This window comes from Aliivibrio kagoshimensis (assembly GCF_050337105.1).
GTDB lineage: Bacteria > Pseudomonadota > Gammaproteobacteria > Enterobacterales > Vibrionaceae > Aliivibrio_A > Aliivibrio_A kagoshimensis.
Window position 1 is genome coordinate 44,910 of record NZ_JAKJSQ010000018.1, and the last position, 19,938, is coordinate 64,847.

Consider the following 19,938-nt stretch of genomic DNA (forward strand, 5'->3'; position numbering starts at 1 on the left):
GTTAGCTAGCCATCCTCGTATTTACTACGTTCGACATTTCACGAACTAAATCTTTATAATCACGAGTGAACTGCTGAGTAACGGTTGCTAACGCTTCGCCCATTTCGTTCATGGTACGGTTAATTTCTTGCTGCATTTGGTGATCAAGAACTTCAACTTGATTCTCTACAGCGCTGCCAGTTTTGCCCACTGACTCTGTAATTTGGTCTTCTAGACTATCAAATGTACGTCTTACCGCTTGAGCCTGAATTTGAAATACATCTTCTAACGTCGTTTCTAGTCGATCTTGCAACTTTGAAATAGCTGATGTTGTCTCGACTTGAATAACACGAGTACTTGAAAGTAGCTCTTGATTTGCTTCTTTAAGAACGTTGCCTGTCTCTTTGGCATCATCTTTAATATCTGCAACAAGAACTCGTAGTTGACCATTTAACTCAGTGATTGAATCTTGTAGATGTTGGCGTATTTGCTCAGTGGTGTCTGTAAGGTGATTTGTCACATTACTTAGGCCACCAGTTGCGGTGCCCACTTGCTCTTGGATGTCAGATGAAGCTTCAACCAGCTTGCCACCAATATCATGTGCACTTTGGGTAAGTTTAGTCGAGATTTCTTGCGCACCACTTTCTAGATTTGTACGCATCATTTCAACGCTATCCGTTGCTGTGGTGCTAAAGCTATCAATGACCCCTTGTGATTCCTTAAGCAGTTTTTCATAATGCTCTGATGCAACTTTTACTGAAGTATCGATCGTGGACATTGTGGAGTCGAGTTGCTGTTTGATTTGCGGCATCGCCTCTACCGCTTTATCTTTTAACTCAGAGAAGCCTTTCATACGCTCTTCCAGTTCCGTCACCTGCCCATGCCCAAGCTCCATCACTTCATGAAGTTTTTCCATTGTTGCTGGAATCGTTTCAGCGCGTTCATTAATGCTAGCCACTGATTTTTCGGTTGAACTTATTGCTTCGACACCAAGTTGATATTTGGTCGACATATCTTCTAGCTGCAATCGATAGTTTTCTTGCCATTCAACGAGTTTTTTAACTGATTCATCAAGGCGTTTGAAGTTTTCGCCAAATTGTTCAGTGAGCTTATCATTGAACTCTACAATCACCTCTTTTAGAGCATTGATCACTTGCTCTGTCGCTGATTTCGATAGTAATTCTCCAAACTCATTCATTTGCTGCCAGAGCTGACTTGCAAACTGCTCATCATTGGCTTGTTTCTGTGTTAAATGATCAACTAGATTACGATTTCCATCACTAATGTCTGTTCGAAGGTTTTTAATTTGAGAGGTAAGAGATGAGTCTTCAGAGCCCTGAATTGAGGTCACCAACTGCCTGGTAGATTCAAGCTGATCTTTCATAACTTGAAATATATCACTTGGCCCAACGTTTTCAATTTTTGTCGAATCTGAACGCGTTAGAAGACCGCTTATTCCTTTAAATAGTATGGATAAAAACATCCCAACCAAACTGGTGAGGAATGCCGTTTTTAACCCCGCCAACAAAAGTGTAATTGATTCATCAATATTTGCTGGATCAAACTCCATCAGACCGACTACGATGCCGGTAAAGGTGCCAAGAATACCTATTGATGTCAGCAAGTTTGGACAACTCGCAACAAACCCCATATAGGCAGATTTGTAACTAAGGAAAATACCTAGTCCAAAAACACTCATGATTACCAATATGAATAGATCGGAGATTGCTGCAGCGGTATAGGCGGCAATCATAGTTGCAATTAAGTCTGACATTATTCTTTACCAATGTTTATAGTTAGTTAATGGGGTTCCATTGCCCGAATTTATACTCAGTAATTTACAGGATCGTGTAGTTCGACGCTGTTCATAACTCTCCATCAGTTAATCACCTAATAGTTGAGGAACCTCAACAATGCCGGCATCACTAATGGTGTTAACGCCATTAATCTTGGTTCCATCACAATCTATGAAGATCTTTCCATTACGCCGTATTTGCGTACACTCATCAGGAATGACTTCAACTTTCTTCTCAACAATAGTTTCAACCTCTACAACTTTTTCAACGATTTTTTCGACTTCAATTTCTGAAATGATCTCTTTAATCAATGGCGCTTCTATTGCCCACCGATAAGCGCGATATACCGCAATAACCAACAGTGCAACAATAAGTAATAGCAAAAGTGTTTTCAGTAATTGATTAAACCAGAATAAAGCTTGTTTCTGTCGGCAAGCTACACGTTCACTTTTGGTTCTTAGCTTGATACTTTCTTCAACTCTATCCAGTTCACGTTGCTTCAAATCAGCTTCATACTGCATAGTTCTCAGCTTTTCTTGCTCAAACGCTACACGTTGCTGAGCATGTATTGCCGCAATAGTCTCTGTGTTTTCGTCATTTAGCTTCGTTGTGCTTTGAGCCGTTTTGGCGTCAGCAATTTCGCTTACTAACTTTTCACTTTCTAGTAGCTGCTTTAATCGCTCTGTTTCCTGTCCAATTTCCTCAAGTTCCATTTCGTGCTGCTTACGCTGCTGAACTTGCTTCCATCTCAATCGGTTCCACTCTTGAAGTTTCGTCAGGTCCATGCTTTGCATTTAGTAATTCCTCTAGCTCATGTGCTGTTATATCTTCTGGTATTGGGACAATTCGCTCGTGAATTATGACTTGTGGCTCTTTTATTATCATCGGCTCACTAACTTTATGGATTTTGTCTATATACACTGGCACTTCTATTTCTACTGGAATTTCAACAATTTTCTCAACGATTTTTTCTACTTCTTTTTCTACTTCTACAATTTTTTCCATTTCTTTCACGACTTCAACTTCCACGTGAACTACTTTTTCCACCTCAATACGTTTCTCAACTTCAATTTCTACTTCTATCTCAACTTCAACTATCTTTTCAATTTCTACTTTTTTAGTTCTTCGGTGAGCCCATACTCGGAAATATTTAATCATGCACTTGTAATAATGCAACCTATGATCTCTTCTATTATTTCTTACTTCCTGCCTTCTCTTTCTAATTTCTTTATGCTCTTCAGTATTCAAGCTAATTAATAGATTTAAAATAAAATAAACGGGATAAATAATAAGAGAGATAAATGATACAAACACTCCAAAAGGGTTTTTGGGTGTTAAGCCAAACCAAGATGAAATTTGAAGAACAATACTCTCATATACTTCTTTCTTCTGGTTAAATGATGTTTCAGTACCAGCATAACTATTTCGAGAATCCGTAATTTCTAATCTCATCTTAGAGGCCCGAAAATCAATATCGATTAACTCCCCCTCTAATCGACGTATTCTGTTCCCATTAGCTTCTTTATCTTTTTGATCTGTCTCTATACTACGGGATAGATTATCAATTTGTTGTTGATAGTTTTCAACCGAGACCCTACAATCTTCTACAGCACTACAATCTAATTGTGTGAGGCGACGTTCACTCGATAATGTACTGAGTTCCGATATTTTTTGATTACTTTGAGAAAGTGATTCATCAATAAGGCGATTCGTGCTTCTTAAGTTCAATAATTCGCCAGAAATTTTTCCTCTACGCATGTTTAGTGTTTCGATTAAGTCACTTCGGTTATTATTAATAATAATTTCACTTTCAACAGTGCTTATTTCAACCGTCGCTAAAGCGTTTAAATAGCTATTAATTCCTGAATAACAAAGGAACCAAAATGCTGGAACAAGCACAAATATCATTACTCTTAACAAACGACTTGTTGTGTACCAGTTCCTTATTACTTGAGACGTCCATAAAAGCACTGCAAATTCAGTGAAAAATAATAAAGTAGAGAATGGATTTATTGTGTATTCTTCATTTGGGAAAAGTATGTCATAGCCAAGAATATTAAACCAGACAATCAAAATTCCTAATATAAATATCATAGCTTGAATAAGAATATCATCATTCCGTTTGTTCATTTTATCAATCATTTGTAAATATCTGCCATAAAGTACTGATTTGCATTTTCCGTTGTCAATATTAACATGTCATCCCGACCGTAATTTTTCATAAACTTATCAAATAGTTTTAAATCACCATTTATCTCTTTCCAATATGGAAGGTATCGATCATACATTGCATAAATCATTTCAGGAGTATCTTCCCGGTTTGGTAAGTAAGGCCTATGAAAACCCACCTTTGCACCATTTTGCATTCTTTTTGCAACACCAGATGCATAGATAAATCCACATGCAGAATAACAGCGCATGTATTTATCACTATCTGAAGTCCAACCATGTTCCTGCATATAGCGACCAATTTTCATAGCTTCTTTCATTAGTCCACCAGGACTGTGAATCATTAGTCGGTTAAGTTTAATATTTCGTGATTGATAATGTGCAATATAGCGTTGAAACTTTACAAATGTACCTTCAGTTAGAGATCCCTCACCATACAAGTAGTATCCTTTTTGATCTTCACCTAACAAAAATATGACCTCCATACTTTCAGAGAGGGGGTGCTTCAGATACTTAGGGGCTTGGATGCTTGGCATTTCAACAGGTAAATTAACATTTGGGGCTCTTTGTTTAGACTGCAAAATATCAATAGCATGCTTTTCATCATCCAGAGTCATCTGAGGTTCTTTTGTTTCATCCTCAACCTGTTCAACTTCTGGTTGAAATTTCTTTGTTGCATTTTTTGCTTGTTCTACATTTTTTGATGTAGTCAGAACTTGCTCTTTATGTTGATCATTCTGATGCTTACTATTTTCATCGATAAAAGTGTGATTCATATATTCAACGAACCGTTGATTGTCTTCATGGGGAGCAACTTCATCAACCATGTTACTGATAATTAATTCAGCATCTGTGGTAGTGTTTGAAGTTTGGGCCTCAGCACCTATTTCAGAGGCCTCGACAATGCTATGTTTACTTCGATCTGATGAACAGCCTGCCAATAGCAAGAGCAAACAAAGAGCAGTTAATGATGGTGTATTTTGAATGGTCATTGAATGTACTTACGTTTTCAGAAAAATTTTATAGAATTTATGCATCACTTTTGTCTTGTCTATTAATGCATCTGCCTTACACTATTAGATTTGTCTAATTTACAATCATCAGAACCTACTTACTTTAGGTATTAATCCATATCAACCTCAGCCGCAAACAGCCGCAATTAATAATTAGCGTGAATATCCCACAAATAAAGTATGACGTCCACTATTATATTGAGCGAAATTTTAATTACTTATTTTTATCAATGTATCGTATCCATTTCCAACTTAGATGTATAAAGCTGAACTAGAAAAACCAAGGATTTATAAACTAAAAGGGAGGGTAAAGGATCAACAATAAAGTGGTTTAATATCAATAAGATTGGAATGGTTTTACAGAAAAAAGCTTGGAGCGTGCAGCGGGAATCGAACCCGCATCATCAGCTTGGAAGGCTGAGGTAATAGCCATTATACGATGCACGCAATATTGAAGCATAGAATATTGCAGATAGTAACGTTGTCATCTCAGTCGCGACTTCAAAGAGAAGTTGGAGCGTGCAGCGGGAATCGAACCCGCATCATCAGCTTGGAAGGCTGAGGTAATAGCCATTATACGATGCACGCTGAGATGAGTGTAATAATGCCATCACTTAGGAAAAAGAAAAGCAGTATTTTACTTATAAGTGACTGTTTGCGCTTTTTTTGTTCGATAATCCTCGTTTTGTCTAGTTATTCAGCACCCCTTCCCTTTTATCCTGAAGATTATTGCTTATCGCCCACTTCTTGCAATCTTTAGCTGTTTTCTGGATTTATAGAAATAATCCGTGATTCTCGGGTTTGTTTCTACTATCATCCTATCGCCTAAGCAGGGCAAACGTTTACTTAATGATTGGAGCTGCAATGACTACGATAACCATAACTCGCCCAGATGATTGGCACATACACCTTCGCGATGGCGACGTACTTGCCGATACCGTAAAAGACATCAGCCGTTACAATGGCCGTGCTCTGATCATGCCAAACCTTATGCCTCCAGTGACCAATACAGAAATGGCACTAAGTTACCGCGATCGCATTCAAGCTCACAACTCAACGTCCACTTTCGAGCCTTTGATGGCACTCTACCTAACGGACCAAACTTCGCCAGACGAGATTCGTAAAGCGAAAGCCTCTGGCAAAGTGTATGCCGCTAAGCTCTACCCTGCCGGCGCAACCACTAACTCTGATTCCGGTGTGACATCTGCTAAGAAAATCTATCCAGTGTTAGAAGCGATGCAAGAAGTGGGTATGCTGCTGTTAATTCATGGTGAAGTGACCACTGATGATATTGATATCTTTGATCGTGAAAAGCAGTTCTTAGAGACGGTTCTGGCACCTATCGTGAATGACTTTCCGAATCTAAAGATTGTTCTTGAGCACATCACCACCTCTGATGCGGCTGAGTTTGTCCATAACGCCAATGACAATGTTGCAGCGACCATTACTGCGCACCACCTGATGTATAACCGTAATCACATGTTAGTGGGTGGCATCAAACCGCACTTTTACTGCTTGCCTATACTAAAGCGAAATACCCACCAGCACGCGCTAATTAAAGCGGCGACCAGCGGCAGTAAAAAATTCTTTTTAGGTACTGATTCTGCGCCTCATGCAAAAGACAAAAAAGAGAACGCTTGTGGCTGTGCAGGCTCTTACACCGCACACGCGGCTGTTGAGCTTTATGCCGAAGTGTTTGAAGCGGAAGGTAAACTAGATAACCTCGAAGCCTTTGCAAGCCATAATGGCCCGGATTTTTACAACCTTCCACGTAATCAAGATACCATCACATTAACGAAAGAGAGCTGGAACGTTCCTGCTACCCTCTCTTTTGGCGGCGACGTTGTTGTGCCAATTCGCGCCGGTGAAAGCATCGCTTGGATCGTAAAATAATCACTATTCCGACCGATTAAAAAACCCCGCTAGTTGAAGAACTAGCGGGGTTTTTATTCTCTGTTACTTTATTAAATTACTTAACCATATACGGCATTAGGCAACCAGGTCGCCAGTCGTGGGCAATACGCCAACATACCGATCACAATCAACTGGATCATAATGAACGGAATTACCCCACGATAGATCTGCGTGGTAGCAATAGAGTCCGGTGCCACCCCTCGTAGATAAAACAACGAGAAGCCGAACGGTGGTGTTAAGAATGACGTTTGCAAGTTAAGTGCGATCATAATTCCCAACCAAACAGGATCTAACCCCATGCTCAGTAATATAGGCGCAACAATCGGGATAACCACGAAGGTGATCTCAATGAAGTCTAAGAAGAAGCCGAGTAAGAACATCACTAGCATCACTAAGAAAACCGCACCAAACACGCCGCCTGGCAGGTTCATTAAGAAGTCACGAACTAAATCATCACCACCAAACCCACGGAACACTAAAGAGAATACCGATGCACCAATCAAGATCATGAAGACCATGGCTGTCACTTCAGTAGTGCTTTGCAACACCCCTTTTAGTATTTTAAGGTTCAACGTCTTTTTAAACTTAGCCAATATGATGGCACCCACAGAACCGACGGATGCCGCCTCTGTTGGTGTAGCAATGCCGCCCAAAATAGAGCCCAAGACCAAAATGATTAATGAAATTGGTGGAACAAGTACGGTAAGCACCTGCATCCACAGCTCTTTGCTGACTTTGCGTTCATCTTCAGGGATCGGTGGTACTTTAGCTGGATTGATCACTGCAATCGCAATGATGTAGATAGCATATAAAGCCACCAGCAACATACCAGGGATTAAGGCCCCCAAAAACAGATCACCGACGGTGACACTTTCAGGAGCAAAGATACCTTGATCAAGCTGAGCTTGCTGATACGCCGACGAGATAACATCGCCCAACAGCACCAACACGATAGAAGGCGGAATGATCTGGCCCAACGTGCCAGACGCACAGATTACGCCTGTTGCCACTTCAGGAGAGTATCCCCTTTTCAACATGGTTGGCAGTGCCAAAAGTCCCATGGTGACAACCGTTGCCCCTACAATTCCGGTACTGGCCGCTAATAACATACCAACAATCAATACTGACAAGCCAAGTCCACCCGGTTTACCACCGAAGACTTGTCCCATGGTATCGAGCAGCTCTTCCGCAATTTTTGACTTTTCGAGCATCACACCCATAAAAACAAACAGGGGAATTGCTATCAGCAGCTCATTCGATAAGATGCCTTGAATTCGATTAGGTATCGCTTCTAAAAAGACCGGGTCAAAGGTATCGGTGACAAAACCGATTAGGGCAAACAGTAGCGCCGAACCTGACAGTGCAAAGGCTACTGGGTAACCGACTAAAAGGACGACAAATACGAAGCCAAACAGCATCAGAGGAAGTAGTTCAATCATAATCCATGCTCCTCTTCTTGTTCATTCAACGCGTTCATTTCCGTTTCAAACCCTTTAAGTACCAAGACTGCCTTTAATGTCTCTGCCAAGCCTTGAAGCAACATTAATGCAGGCATTAACAAAATGGTCGTCTTAAAGAGGTATCGAGCATCAATGCCACCCGCTTCTTGTGAACCTTCTAAAATGGTCCATGAGAAAATGACGTACTCCCATGAGACAAAGAAAAGAAACAGGCAAGTGGGTAACATTAAAAATAGGAAACCAAACAAATCAACCCACGCTTTTTTCCTTGCGCTGGCTGGTCGGTAGAAGATATCAACTCTAACGTGAGCCCCTTTTAGCAAGGCAAAAGCAGCACCGAGCATGATCACGTAGTTGTGGAAGTAGGTAATTGATTCTTGTAGAAATACAGAACCAACATTCAAAACATATCGCATGACGACAACGACAAAGGTAATCAACACAATGGCCAATACAAACCAAGAGACAAACCGGCCTGTGACATCACTGAATCGATTAATCGCTTTAATAAAACGAATTAAACTGGGGGATGGTGTATCCATACACAAATCTCAATATTTTCAAAATATGGGGCGAACCGATTCGCCCCATGATTTATAACTGCAGAAATGGCTTACTTGCTTTACACAAGCGAGCGAGTTTTATTCAGGATTTCTTGCATTCAAATAAGCTTGCTCTGAAATAGCATGCCATTTAACCGCTTGGTCTTTGTATGCTTTATAAGAGGCATACACTTTTTTACTCATCTCATCTTTGTTGGCTTCTTCTGCAACCACATCAGCTGAAAGCTGTTTGATCTGCTCAAGTACTTCTTTTGGATATGGAAGTAGCTTAACGCCATGATCATTCACTAAACTCTCAAGTGCAGAGTTATTACGGCTCGTGTATTCAGACAACATGTTGGCATTTACCGCTTTGGTGGCATTTAATACGATTGACTGAAGATCTTTCGGTAATTTATCAAACGCTTTTTTGTTGATCAGTGCTTCTAACGTTGTACCCGGCTCATGCCATCCTGGGTAGTAGTAGAATTTTGCCGCTTTATGCAGACCAAAAGCCATGTCGTTATATGGACCGACCCACTCAGTAGCATCAATGGTTCCTGACTGTAGCGATGGGAAAATCTCACTACCTGGGAGTAATACTGGTGTACCACCTGCACGTTTAAGTACTTCTCCGCCTAAACCTGGCATACGCATTTTCAGACCTTTTAAGTCATCAAGGCTGTTGATCTCTTTATTAAACCAACCGCCCATTTGTACACCGGTATTACCGGCTGGCATTGGGATAATTCCGAATGGTTCATACGCTTCTTGCCAAAGCTTGAGACCACCACCGGTATAAATCCAGCCATTCATCTCTTGCGCGGTTAAACCAAATGGAACCGCTGCAAAAAACTGACCTGCTGGTACTTTGCCTTTCCAGTAGTATGCAGCGCCGTGACCCATTTCAGCGGTACCACGTGAAACAGCATCAAAGGTTTCTAATGCGCCAACTAACTCTTTTGCGCCGTAGACTTTAACGGAAATTCGGCCATCACTCATTTCAGTGATCAAGCTGGCCAGTTCGTTAGCACTGGTACCTAAACCTGGGAAATTCTTCGGCCATGTTGTGACCATTTTCCATTTATATTCTGCTGGTGCTGCATTAGCGAAAAAAGGAGTCAAAAGTGCGCTTGCTACTGTGGCTCCTATTGTCATCTTTTTCACGAGTTCTCTTAACTGCATGGTTCTCTCCTTGAGTTTGCTCTATTATATTTTTGCTTACTTCCTAGGGAATGACTGTCTAATTATTACGTATTTTATATCGTCATTTACAGGTTAGTGAGTTGTTAGCTCAATGTAAATAAATATACAACTAATTGTGCTACTTATTCATCGTTTTATGACATTCAATGGCTCTTTTTTATTGTCGCGATATGCAACAAAGCTTTCATGCGATATATCGATAGAAATTTTACTCATTATTTCGATACCTTTATCCGTAATTCAATTTAATAAAATCCACAAAAGCTCGGATATTGACGGACATATATTTACTCTGTGCAAACTGCATCGACACTTTCCCTTGAAAGTGACTTTGTAGCGTCCAATCTGGTAAAACAGCGACAATCTCTTGATGATCTAACGCCTCTTTTGCTACAAAATCAGGCAGTAATGCAATTCCGATCCCCTCTTTGGCCGCCCGTAGCCTCATTACTGAGTGATTCACAGCATAACTACTCTCTACCGATATACGTTGTGTTTTATCGCCTTTAATAAAATGCCAATGGTTGTCGTTAATGTCATCGCCTAAAAAAATACAGTTATGCTTGTATAAATCCGAGGGTGAGGCTGGGGTACCATTTTTATTTAGATAGTGCTGATTAGCACAGAGTATGGAATTAACGTTTCCCACCTTAACTGAGATTAACCCCTCTACGGGTTGGTTAGTAATATTGAAATAGAGATCAACCCCATCTTTAATAAGGTCAATATCACTATCAGTTGCAATGAATTTTAATTTAATCTCAGGATATTGAATTAAAAACTGAATAATAAGGGGGGATAATACGTGGTTAGCATATGCTACCGGTGCAGCAATACATAAGGTTCCGCTCGGTTTTGTAAGTGATGCTTTTGACAGAGTAACCACACCGTTCGCTGAGTTGACCATTTCTCGACACAGTTCGTACGCTTTACTTCCCACATCATTTAAGGCAATCCGCCGGGTAGTTCTTTCCAGTAACTTAACATTTAAGCCCTTCTCCAATCTTGATACCTGCCTGCTTACCGCTGATGGCGTAATGCCCAGTTTTCTAGCCGCTTCACTCAAGCTCTCTGATTCAACAACGGTGACAAACACCGCCATATCAGGCAGAAGATGGATAATCTTATTAGTGTCCATATCGCACAAGTCCTATTCCAATTCTTATCATTACCTCTAATTAGGAATAAGTTAGCATCAATGCAGTACTAACTATAAGGATTTTTTATGTCAACGCTTATCATCCCCCCCCCAACTACACGCCCAACGGCTGAAATATTATTGCTCTTGGTCGCCATCATCTGGGGAACCAGTTACGGCATCACTAAAGAGGCGTTGCTCTACATCTCGGTGTTTGGGTTTCTTACTCTACGCTTTGGTTTAAGCACACTTCTTCTGCTGCCTTTTGTCTGGATGGAGTGGCGTAGCAACCCGACGACCGATTGGAAGTATGCGATTCCTACAGGAATCATTCTACTTGCGATCTTTATTGCTGAAACCTATGGCATCACTCAAACTACCGCCTCTAATGCTGCCTTTTTGATCAGTTTATGCCTCTTGTTTACTCCTTTCATTGAGTGGCTTATTTTTCGCCAGCGGCCGTCTAAGCGCATATTTGTGATGGTTGGATTGTCTCTAGTTGGCGTGTCCCTACTGTCTCTCAATACCGACCACCAACTTAGCCTTAATCGTGGCGATGCCTATATCTTACTCGCAGCACTGCTTCGAGGCTGCATGGTGGTTGCCACAAAAAAATTACTCCATGGTAAGTCCATCTCGTCACTGTCGGTCACCGCGATTCAATCAAGCGTGGTGTTTGTAGGAGCATTGTTGTTACTCCTAATCAATGAGCCTCTATCAATACACACCCTACCAACTGAAAGCACTTTCTGGTTACTGGTTTTATATGTTGTCTGTTTCTGTACCATCTTTGCTTTTTTTGCTCAAAATTATGGTGTACGAAAAACATCTGCGACCAGAGCTTCGGTTCTTATGGGCTCTGAGCCCGCTTTCGGTGCAATGTTTGCCATAGTGTGGTTGGGAGAAAGTCTGTCGCTATTGCAACTTGCAGGAGGGGTATTAATTGTCATTGCTACGTTATTGGCGTCGGTAAAACAGAAAATCCCGCACTAAGGCGGGATTTAAGTTTCCTATAAGAAACAAGCAGCTATATTGTGCTTGTTTTTTATATTAACCACGGAAGTAACGCTGAGGAACAAACGGCATTTTTTCTACTTGCATTGGCAGTTTTTTACCACGCACTTCAGCAAATACCTCTGTACCAATAACCGCTAACTCTTTGGTAATGTAACCCATCGCCACTGGCTTACCAGCGTTTGGTCCCGCAGTACCACTGGTCACAATACCAATTTCATTATCAGCAGCATCAAACAGTTTTGCACCTTCACGTACCGGCGCTTTACCTAAACCGATAAGACCAACACGTTTGCGTGATACTTCTTTAGTGACAATCTGTTCAAGAATGATGTCTGCACCAGGGAATCCACCCGCACGTTCGCCATCGGTACGACGATTTTTGCTAATGCCCCATAGTAGGCTCGCTTCAACAGGTGTTGTTGTTGTATCAAGGTCGTGGCCATATAAGCAAAGACCACACTCTAGGCGCAGTGAATCACGTGCTCCAAGACCAATCCACTCAACTTCAGCGCTGGCCGTTAATGCTCGTGCTAGCTCTTCCGCTTTATCGGCAGGAACTGAAATTTCAAAACCATCTTCGCCGGTGTAACCTGAACGGCTAACGATACACTCTGCACCCAGTAAACCAACAACACGTGCGTCCATGAATACCATGTCACAAACCGCTGGGTTCAATGCTGCTAATACGTCAATTGCGTGTGGGCCTTGAAGCGCGATCAATGCGCGATCTTCAATAATTTCAAGCTCAACACCTGGAAGAAGGTTTGCTTTAAGGTGGGCGATGTCTTGCTCTTTACACGCGGCGTTTACCACGACAAACAGATGATCACCCATGTTGGTGACCATTAAGTCATCCATGATGCCGCCTTGCTCATTGGTAAAGAACGCATAACGTTGCTTACCTGCTGGCAGATCAATAATATCAACAGGGACTAATGCTTCCATCATTTTCGCTGCGTCATCGCCGTGTAAACGAAGTTGACCCATGTGAGAGACATCAAATAAACCAGCAGCATTACGGCAGTGTAAATGCTCTTTTTTAACACCTAATGGGTACTGTACTGGCATGTCGTATCCAGCAAAGGGAACCATTTTTGCGCCTACTTCAACGTGTAGTGCGTGTAGTGGTGTCGTTAATAGTTGATCAGTCATTCCTTTCTCCATATATGGCGGCGTCTTGGTCATAATGTTGCCCAGTCACCCGCTTGTCACATTGTATTCATTGTTACCGCTCTATTTAGCAGTAACCCATAAAATCAGTGCATCTTCCTCACTCGTTGAGGTGATCATGTGGCCCATCGTTGCGTCATAATAAACACTATCGCCAACGGCCATTTCAACCGGTTCATAGAACTCAGTAAAGAGGCAGACCTCCCCTTCTAATACCAATAAAAACTCTTCGCCATCGTGCCTTACCCAATCAGGAAAGTCTGAAAAACCACGAGCACGAATACGGCTTTTAAACGGCATCATCTTTTTATTTGAAAGCTGAGTTGCTAACAATTCATGCTCATACGTTGTGGTTGGGTGCGCTTTCCCACCACTTGCAACGGTAATGTCTCGTCGACCCGAAGCCACCATTTTTTTAGGTGGTTTAAACAGCTGTGGAATATCAATCTGAAGACCAGCGGCAAGTTTCTGCAACGCTTGAAACGTCGGAGATATCTGTTCATTCTCTATCTTAGATAGGGTTGAACGGGCTAAACCAGTACGTTTGCTTGCATCTTCTAGTGTTAATCCAAACTCTGTTCTGATCTCTTTTAATCTCGCCCCGAGGTGCAGTGGCTCTATCGATTCCTCTGCATCAGCTTTTGCAATTGTGATACTTGGGTACTCGTCTCTATCCCTTGATCTTGCCATGACTGTCTCTTCAGTTTTGATGTGCATTTATTGTTACATAGAGAGGAATGAATATTAAAGGTAACAGAGGTCGTTAAATAGTGAGCAAGGTAACAGTTTAGGAAACTAAGTTTCTTATAGGAAACTTTTTATTGAATGTTGCATACCTCACTTGTATTTTGGAGCCACTTACTTAGATTGTTACATCTTTGGTCTACTATTGATGATAAAACAATCAACCCAATTTTTTTATACTGATCTGGAATGGAGATACACAAATGACTAAGAACTATAAATTTGCTGCAAGCCACGAGTGGGTACTAGACAATGGTGACGGTACAGCAACTGTTGGTATTTCTGAGCACGCACAAGGTTTGCTAGGTGATGTAGTTTTTGTTGACCTACCAGAAGTAGAAGACGAAGTAACAGCAGCTGAGAGCTTCTCACTTGTTGAGTCTGTTAAAGCAGCTTCAGACATCTACTCACCTATTTCGGGCGAAATCGTTGAAATTAATGAAGAGCTAGAAGATAGCCCTGAACTAGTTAACGAAGAACCATACGAAGGCGGCTGGATTATTAAAGTAAAACTAAGCGATCCGTCAGAGCTTGAAGCACTAGCAACTTCTGAAGAGTACCATGCAGGTCTTGAAGAAGAGTAAGCTGACACTTAAGTTAATTTTTAAAGCGGAAACAGTTAATGACTAATTCTCACAACAGTCCATTCCTAAACGGACTTGGCACGGACAACGAATTCATTCGTCGTCACAATGGACCGGACAGTACCGAACAGCAGACAATGTTAAATACCGTAGGTGTTGAGAGCATTGATCAGTTGATTGAGCAAACTGTACCATCACATATTCGTCTGCCTAAGCCGATGGCTATTGATGCTGCAATGAGCGAGCACGATATGCTGGCGACCATTCAAGCAATGGCTGATAAAAACCAAGTTAAACGCAGTTTTATCGGTCAAGGCTACTACGGAACGTTTACTCCTAATGTAATCCTTCGTAATGTATTTGAAAATCCAGGCTGGTACACCGCGTATACGCCGTATCAACCAGAGATTTCTCAAGGTCGTTTAGAAGCACTACTTAACTATCAGCAAATGGTTCTTGACCTTACTGGTCTAGAAATTGCGAATGCCTCACTACTTGATGAAGCCACCGCAGCCGCTGAAGCGATGACGCTATGTAAACGCGCAGGAAAAAACAAGAGCAAAACGTTCTTTGTTGCTTCTGACGTGCATCCGCAAACGTTATCGGTAGTCAAAACTCGTGCAAAATACATCGGATTTGAAGTAGTTGTTGCTCCTGTTGATACGCTAGATTCACACGATGTTTTCGGCGCGTTAGTTCAATACCCAGGTACAACGGGTAATGTTCAAGACATGACTACATTGATTGAACAGGCTCACGCAAAGAAAACATTGGTTACTGTTGCTACTGACTTACTGTCGCTAACGCTGCTTAAATCTCCTGGTGAGATGGGTGCAGACGTTGCTATCGGTAGTACACAGCGCTTTGGTGTTCCTATGGGCTTTGGTGGACCACACGCTGGTTTCATGTCAACCCAAGAGAAACACAAACGTACCATGCCTGGCCGTGTTATTGGTGTTTCCATCGATAGCAAAGGTAAACAAGCGCTACGTATGGCAATGCAGACTCGTGAGCAGCACATCCGCCGCGAAAAAGCGACATCAAACATCTGTACTGCGCAGGCGCTACTTGCCAACATGGCGGGTTTCTACGCGGTATACCATGGTCCTGAAGGACTTCGTAAGATTGGCCGTCGTGTTCATCACTTCACTGCCGTTCTTGCTGCTGGCCTTAAGAGTGCTGGTTTCGAACTTGAAAACCAACACTTCTTTGACACCATCACAGTCAACACTGGCGATAAAACAGAAGCCGTATATCAAGCAGCTCTAAACGCTGACATGAACTTACGTCTTCTTGATGGCCAAGTGGGTATCAGCATCGATGAATTAACTACGATGTCCGATATCAACAACTTGTTTGCAGCCTTTGGTGCTGCTGATCTGAATGCGTCTGCCTTCTCGGTAGATATCGCGGCTGATGAATTTGCGGCAATCCCTGCAAGCTGTCGTCGTACTTCAGACTACCTAACACACCCAGTTTTCAATACTCATCATAGCGAAACAGAGATGATGCGTTACTTGAAAAAACTGGAGAACAAAGATTTCTCACTAACGCACGGCATGATCCCTCTTGGTAGCTGTACCATGAAATTGAATGCAGCGGCAGAGATGATGCCTGTTTCTTGGCCTGAGTTTGGTGCTATGCACCCGTTTGCTCCTAGCGAGCAGACTCAAGGTTACCAAGAGCTAGCTGAATCTTTAGACAAAATGTTATGTGAAATCACCGGTTACGACGCTTTCTCTCTACAGCCAAACTCTGGCGCACAGGGCGAATATGCTGGTCTAATCGCGATCAAACGTTACCACGAAAGCCGTGGTGATGATCATCGTAATATCTGTCTGATCCCAAGTTCAGCGCACGGTACTAACCCAGCCACCGCATCAATGGTTTCCATGAAAGTGGTCGTTGTTAAGTGTGATGAGTTAGGTAACGTTGATATTGTTGACTTAGAAGCGAAAATTGAGAAGCACGCTGAAAATCTTGCTTGCATCATGATCACCTACCCTTCTACACACGGTGTGTATGAAGAAGCGGTTCAAGATGTATGTGAAAAAGTTCACGCGGCAGGCGGTCAGGTTTACCTTGATGGCGCTAACATGAATGCTCAGGTTGGTCTGACTAGCCCAGGTTTCATTGGCTCTGATGTTTCGCACCTAAACTTACACAAAACATTCAGCATCCCACACGGTGGTGGCGGTCCTGGTATGGGTCCAATCGGTGTTAAATCTCACCTAGCGGAATTCTTACCTGGTCACGTTCACAACGGCATCAAAGGTTCTGAGCTTGCGGTTTCTGCATCGGATCTTGGTAGTGCTTCAATCCTAACTATCTCATGGGCGTACATCGCTATGATGGGTAACAACGGACTGAAAGAAGCCACTGAAATTGCTATCTTGAGCGCTAACTACATCATGGAACGTCTACGTCCACACTTCCCTGTACTCTACCGTGGTACGCATGGCCGTATCGCTCATGAGTGCATCATCGATATTCGTCCTCTAAAAGAAGAGACAGGTATCAGTGAAGAGGACATCGCGAAGCGTCTTATGGATTACGGTTTCCATGCGCCAACTATGTCGTTCCCTGTTGCTGGAACACTAATGATCGAACCAACTGAGTCTGAAGACCTAGTAGAAATCGACCGTTTCTGTGACGCAATGATCGCTATCCGTAACGAGATGCAGCAAGTTAAAGATGGGGTTTGGTCTTTAGAGAACAACCCATTGGTAAACGCGCCGCACACTCAAGCAGATATGATGTCAACGGAGTGGGATCACCCTTACTCACGTGAAATCGCATGCTTCCCAACCGCACACACTAAAGATGCCAAATACTGGCCGACAGTAAACCGCGTTGATAACGTGTTCGGTGACCGTAATTTGATCTGCTCATGCCCGAGCATTGATAACTACGAAGAGTAATTTTGCTGTGTGTCTGAGTATTTAAAAATTAGACAAAGGTAATTAAAAATAGACAAACTACGGTTTGTCTATTTTTTTACCTTACCTTTAGTGACCACAACTAACCAAGTTGGAAACTAACTTGAATAACAAAAGGCGAACCATTGGGTTCGCCTTTCTACTTTGAGGTGAGTTACAGTTCGCCCATCAATCATCATTCCCATAATGTGGCCAATCTCAGCGTACCACTACACGTCTATAAAATTAACGCACAGGAGCGATGGGCTTAATCCTTCCTTCGCCAGCCAGTTCTATATATTTGCTTTTATTATAGTTTTCTGGAATTTTGTTTTGCAATAGTTTGAATAGCTTTTCATCATGAGTAGACAAAACTATTTGTTTGTCATGGGTAGACGTTAGGCTACGCAACAAGTCAATAAAGGATAAAATATTGATGTCACTCAAATTGTGCACAGGGTCATCCATGAATATCGTGCTGATAGTGTCTCCTCCATACTCGAAAGCTTTTGCTAAGAAAATACTCAATGATAGAACATTAACTTGTCCTGCACTGAGGTAGATTGCCGGATTAACTTCTTCGTTTTCACCCTTCGCGGATATAAGTAACCTCGGGCCTCTATCTCCAATCTCTGCAATAAAATTAATTTCTGTTAGGCTTGGGTGAGGCTCGATACGTTGATACATCTTATTAATTACTTCTTTGTTGAAGTAGCTATCTATTCCTTCTTGCATATATGTCATGCATGAAGTTATCAACTTATTTAAGCGTACCTTTGCGGACTCTACTGGCTTCAATCGTTCGCGCAGAATTTCTTGTTTATTAATATACTCACTACGTAGATTTTGATCGATCGCTCTCTCTACATGTGTTTCAAATAAATCTAATTGATTAATATTATCTTCAAGATAGTTTTTAGTTTGTTCTTCATTTTCCATTACTTGAGAAATGCTTTCCTTTTCCGGTTCGCCTTCAAGATTGCAACGGTGATAACGCTCTAGGTAATCAAAGATATACATATCCGATTTTGACCTACACTCTTCCTTCTCTACCAATGCATCTAAAATTGAAGACTCTGATAGGTTTGATTCATTAGAATCCAACTTATCATGGACCGTAGTTATTTCTTCCGATAGTATATCTATTGTCTTTATTTTTTCAGCTAGTTCTTGCGACAATGAGTTGATGTTGGTCTGTAGGCTACCTTTACTTTCTTCAACAATCTCAAGGTGATATTTATTAGCTAGCTTTAAAGACTCTTTCTGACTGTCACTAAAGTTAATTATAGCTTTTTTATTTTTACTAGAGGATATTAAGCTATCATATTTAGACTTAAACTCATTCTTATAATCTGATTTGTCACGCAAGTTATCTATTATTTTCTTTAAACGTTCTAATTTTGACTCGTTAGTGCGTATTTTTTTATCTATACAAGAGTTTAATACTGAAACAGTATGTTCATTTATATTATTTTCATCAAAATCATAAGTTTTAAATAATGATACTTTCTCATTGATTATTGAAGTTACCAATGAAATCTGGGATTCAAGTTCAGCTCTATTGTTATTTAATGGGACAAGATTTTTATTGAGAACATCTAATTTGCAATTAAGCGATGAAGTTTTTTCTTGAACCATAAAGACTAACGATTTTTCCAGATCCTTTATATTATTCCTAGTATTTTCTGATTGAAGCTTGATTTTTTCAATTCTTAACTTTTTCTCAGATATATTAAGTACATCATTTTTGCTCTGTGTAACCCGAGATAAAAGCTCTTCAAAGTTGGAGAATTTAGAATTGCAAAGAGGGCAATCATCTTGTCGTGTCGATTCAATATATTTTTCCCCCCAAATTTTTATTTTGTCCAAATTTTCTGAAAGTTCTCCAGCAGTATTGAACTCTATAGTTTTCTTTTCTAGTTCATGACTAAAATTATCTAGATCAATATTTAGCTCGACTAGTTTGCTACGACTTTTCTGGAACAATGGATCATCATAAAGAATATCATGCTCCCATTGTTTTTGAGAAAGAATTGAATCAAAAGTAACTTTTAGAAACTCTAGGTCTTTGATCTCATTTAGTAACTCTTTTCTTTCTAGATCTGACTTTTCTATCTTATCATCAATATTTTCTTTTTGACTTTTACCTTTCAAGTATTCTAAATAATTTTGCTCAATGATGTCCCTATCTTTTTTAAGCTTTGCTAGAGATTCAATACACTCACTATTTAACCTGCTAATTTTATCAATCCATTTATTGTAGGAGGCTAGATTGATATGTATAGAGC

15 protein-coding genes and 2 tRNA genes are annotated in these 19,938 nt (G+C 41.1%); 4 read left to right on the forward strand and 13 right to left on the reverse strand.

Annotation, left to right across the window (positions count from 1 at the left end; all coding sequences use genetic code 11):
* Nucleotide 1: 1 nt before the first annotated feature.
* The 6 genes from L4C32_RS08380 to L4C32_RS08405 form a co-directional block, all read right to left on the reverse strand.
* A complete protein-coding gene (locus L4C32_RS08380) occupies nucleotides 2-1,753 on the reverse strand; it encodes a hypothetical protein (RefSeq protein ID WP_428196420.1) in 1,752 nt (583 codons plus the stop codon).
* Between the two features lie 108 nt (nucleotides 1,754-1,861).
* Nucleotides 1,862-2,569: a hypothetical protein gene (locus tag L4C32_RS08385; RefSeq protein WP_428196421.1), complete on the reverse strand. Its 708-nt coding sequence runs from the start codon at nucleotides 2,567-2,569 to the stop codon at nucleotides 1,862-1,864.
* Nucleotides 2,499-3,917: a hypothetical protein gene (locus L4C32_RS08390; protein WP_428196422.1), complete on the reverse strand. Its 1,419-nt coding sequence runs from the start codon at nucleotides 3,915-3,917 to the stop codon at nucleotides 2,499-2,501. The genes L4C32_RS08385 and L4C32_RS08390 overlap by 71 nt, the downstream gene beginning before the upstream one ends.
* Nucleotides 3,914-4,936 carry a hypothetical protein gene (locus L4C32_RS08395; protein ID WP_428196423.1) on the reverse strand — a complete coding sequence of 341 codons (1,023 nt, stop codon included), beginning with the start codon at nucleotides 4,934-4,936 and terminating at the stop codon, nucleotides 3,914-3,916. The genes L4C32_RS08390 and L4C32_RS08395 overlap by 4 nt, the downstream gene beginning before the upstream one ends.
* Nucleotides 4,937-5,329: 393 nt before the next feature.
* Nucleotides 5,330-5,404: transfer RNA gene (locus L4C32_RS08400), tRNA-Gly, on the reverse strand.
* Nucleotides 5,405-5,470: 66 nt separating this feature from the next.
* Nucleotides 5,471-5,545: transfer RNA gene (locus tag L4C32_RS08405), tRNA-Gly, on the reverse strand.
* A 276-nt stretch (nucleotides 5,546-5,821) separates the two neighbouring features.
* Between L4C32_RS08405 and pyrC the strand changes: the two genes are divergently transcribed.
* Complete coding sequence (pyrC, locus tag L4C32_RS08410) at nucleotides 5,822-6,850, forward strand: dihydroorotase (RefSeq protein WP_428196424.1); 1,029 nt, start codon at nucleotides 5,822-5,824, stop codon at nucleotides 6,848-6,850.
* An 80-nt stretch (nucleotides 6,851-6,930) separates the two neighbouring features.
* Here the strand turns inward: pyrC and L4C32_RS08415 are convergent, their stop codons facing one another.
* From L4C32_RS08415 to L4C32_RS08430, 4 genes are all read right to left on the reverse strand, one after another.
* Entirely contained in the window at nucleotides 6,931-8,310 is a 1,380-nt protein-coding gene (locus L4C32_RS08415) for a TRAP transporter large permease (protein WP_428196425.1), read from the reverse strand.
* Complete coding sequence (locus tag L4C32_RS08420) at nucleotides 8,307-8,873, reverse strand: TRAP transporter small permease subunit (RefSeq protein WP_428196426.1); 567 nt, start codon at nucleotides 8,871-8,873, stop codon at nucleotides 8,307-8,309. Before L4C32_RS08420 ends, L4C32_RS08415 begins: the two co-directional genes overlap by 4 nt.
* 99 nt (nucleotides 8,874-8,972) lie before the next feature.
* Nucleotides 8,973-10,058, reverse strand: a complete 1,086-nt coding sequence (locus L4C32_RS08425; protein WP_428196427.1) for a TRAP transporter substrate-binding protein — start codon at nucleotides 10,056-10,058, stop codon at nucleotides 8,973-8,975.
* A gap of 250 nt (nucleotides 10,059-10,308) precedes the next feature.
* Nucleotides 10,309-11,217: a LysR family transcriptional regulator gene (locus L4C32_RS08430; protein ID WP_428196428.1), complete on the reverse strand. Its 909-nt coding sequence runs from the start codon at nucleotides 11,215-11,217 to the stop codon at nucleotides 10,309-10,311.
* Between the two features lie 87 nt (nucleotides 11,218-11,304).
* Here L4C32_RS08430 and L4C32_RS08435 point away from each other — a divergent pair, with 87 nt between their 5' ends.
* Nucleotides 11,305-12,210: a DMT family transporter gene (locus tag L4C32_RS08435; protein ID WP_428196429.1), complete on the forward strand. Its 906-nt coding sequence runs from the start codon at nucleotides 11,305-11,307 to the stop codon at nucleotides 12,208-12,210.
* 57 nt (nucleotides 12,211-12,267) lie between these two features.
* Here L4C32_RS08435 and gcvT read toward each other — a convergent pair whose 3' ends face one another.
* Together gcvT and L4C32_RS08445 are read right to left on the reverse strand one after the other, a co-directional pair.
* Nucleotides 12,268-13,386: a glycine cleavage system aminomethyltransferase GcvT gene (gene gcvT / locus L4C32_RS08440; protein ID WP_428196430.1), complete on the reverse strand. Its 1,119-nt coding sequence runs from the start codon at nucleotides 13,384-13,386 to the stop codon at nucleotides 12,268-12,270.
* Between the two features lie 81 nt (nucleotides 13,387-13,467).
* A complete protein-coding gene (locus L4C32_RS08445; RefSeq protein WP_428196431.1) occupies nucleotides 13,468-14,094 on the reverse strand; it encodes a helix-turn-helix domain-containing protein in 627 nt (208 codons plus the stop codon).
* A 257-nt stretch (nucleotides 14,095-14,351) separates the two neighbouring features.
* Between L4C32_RS08445 and gcvH the strand changes: the two genes are divergently transcribed.
* Both gcvH and gcvP read left to right on the forward strand, forming a co-directional pair.
* Nucleotides 14,352-14,732 (forward strand): glycine cleavage system protein GcvH, encoded by a 381-nt coding sequence (gene gcvH / locus L4C32_RS08450; RefSeq protein WP_428196432.1) that lies wholly within the window; start codon nucleotides 14,352-14,354, stop codon nucleotides 14,730-14,732.
* A gap of 38 nt (nucleotides 14,733-14,770) precedes the next feature.
* Nucleotides 14,771-17,653 carry an aminomethyl-transferring glycine dehydrogenase gene (gcvP, locus tag L4C32_RS08455; protein WP_428196433.1) on the forward strand — a complete coding sequence of 961 codons (2,883 nt, stop codon included), beginning with the start codon at nucleotides 14,771-14,773 and terminating at the stop codon, nucleotides 17,651-17,653.
* Between the two features lie 243 nt (nucleotides 17,654-17,896).
* Here the strand turns inward: gcvP and L4C32_RS08460 are convergent.
* A partial coding sequence (locus tag L4C32_RS08460; protein ID WP_428196434.1) for a hypothetical protein occupies nucleotides 17,897-19,938 on the reverse strand: 2,042 nt, incomplete at its 5' end.

Coding starts and splice junctions, on each gene's coding strand:
- L4C32_RS08380 (WP_428196420.1), bottom strand. CDS start 1,753: ATGTCAGACTTAATTGCAACTATGATTGCCGCCTATACCGCTGCAGCA.
- L4C32_RS08385 (WP_428196421.1), bottom strand. CDS start 2,569: ATGCAAAGCATGGACCTGACGAAACTTCAAGAGTGGAACCGATTGAGA.
- L4C32_RS08390 (WP_428196422.1), bottom strand. CDS start 3,917: ATGATTGATAAAATGAACAAACGGAATGATGATATTCTTATTCAAGCT.
- L4C32_RS08395 (WP_428196423.1), bottom strand. CDS start 4,936: ATGACCATTCAAAATACACCATCATTAACTGCTCTTTGTTTGCTCTTG.
- pyrC (WP_428196424.1), top strand. CDS start 5,822: ATGACTACGATAACCATAACTCGCCCAGATGATTGGCACATACACCTT.
- L4C32_RS08415 (WP_428196425.1), bottom strand. CDS start 8,310: ATGATTGAACTACTTCCTCTGATGCTGTTTGGCTTCGTATTTGTCGTC.
- L4C32_RS08420 (WP_428196426.1), bottom strand. CDS start 8,873: ATGGATACACCATCCCCCAGTTTAATTCGTTTTATTAAAGCGATTAAT.
- L4C32_RS08425 (WP_428196427.1), bottom strand. CDS start 10,058: ATGCAGTTAAGAGAACTCGTGAAAAAGATGACAATAGGAGCCACAGTA.
- L4C32_RS08430 (WP_428196428.1), bottom strand. CDS start 11,217: ATGGACACTAATAAGATTATCCATCTTCTGCCTGATATGGCGGTGTTT.
- L4C32_RS08435 (WP_428196429.1), top strand. CDS start 11,305: ATGTCAACGCTTATCATCCCCCCCCCAACTACACGCCCAACGGCTGAA.
- gcvT (WP_428196430.1), bottom strand. CDS start 13,386: ATGACTGATCAACTATTAACGACACCACTACACGCACTACACGTTGAA.
- L4C32_RS08445 (WP_428196431.1), bottom strand. CDS start 14,094: ATGGCAAGATCAAGGGATAGAGACGAGTACCCAAGTATCACAATTGCA.
- gcvH (WP_428196432.1), top strand. CDS start 14,352: ATGACTAAGAACTATAAATTTGCTGCAAGCCACGAGTGGGTACTAGAC.
- gcvP (WP_428196433.1), top strand. CDS start 14,771: ATGACTAATTCTCACAACAGTCCATTCCTAAACGGACTTGGCACGGAC.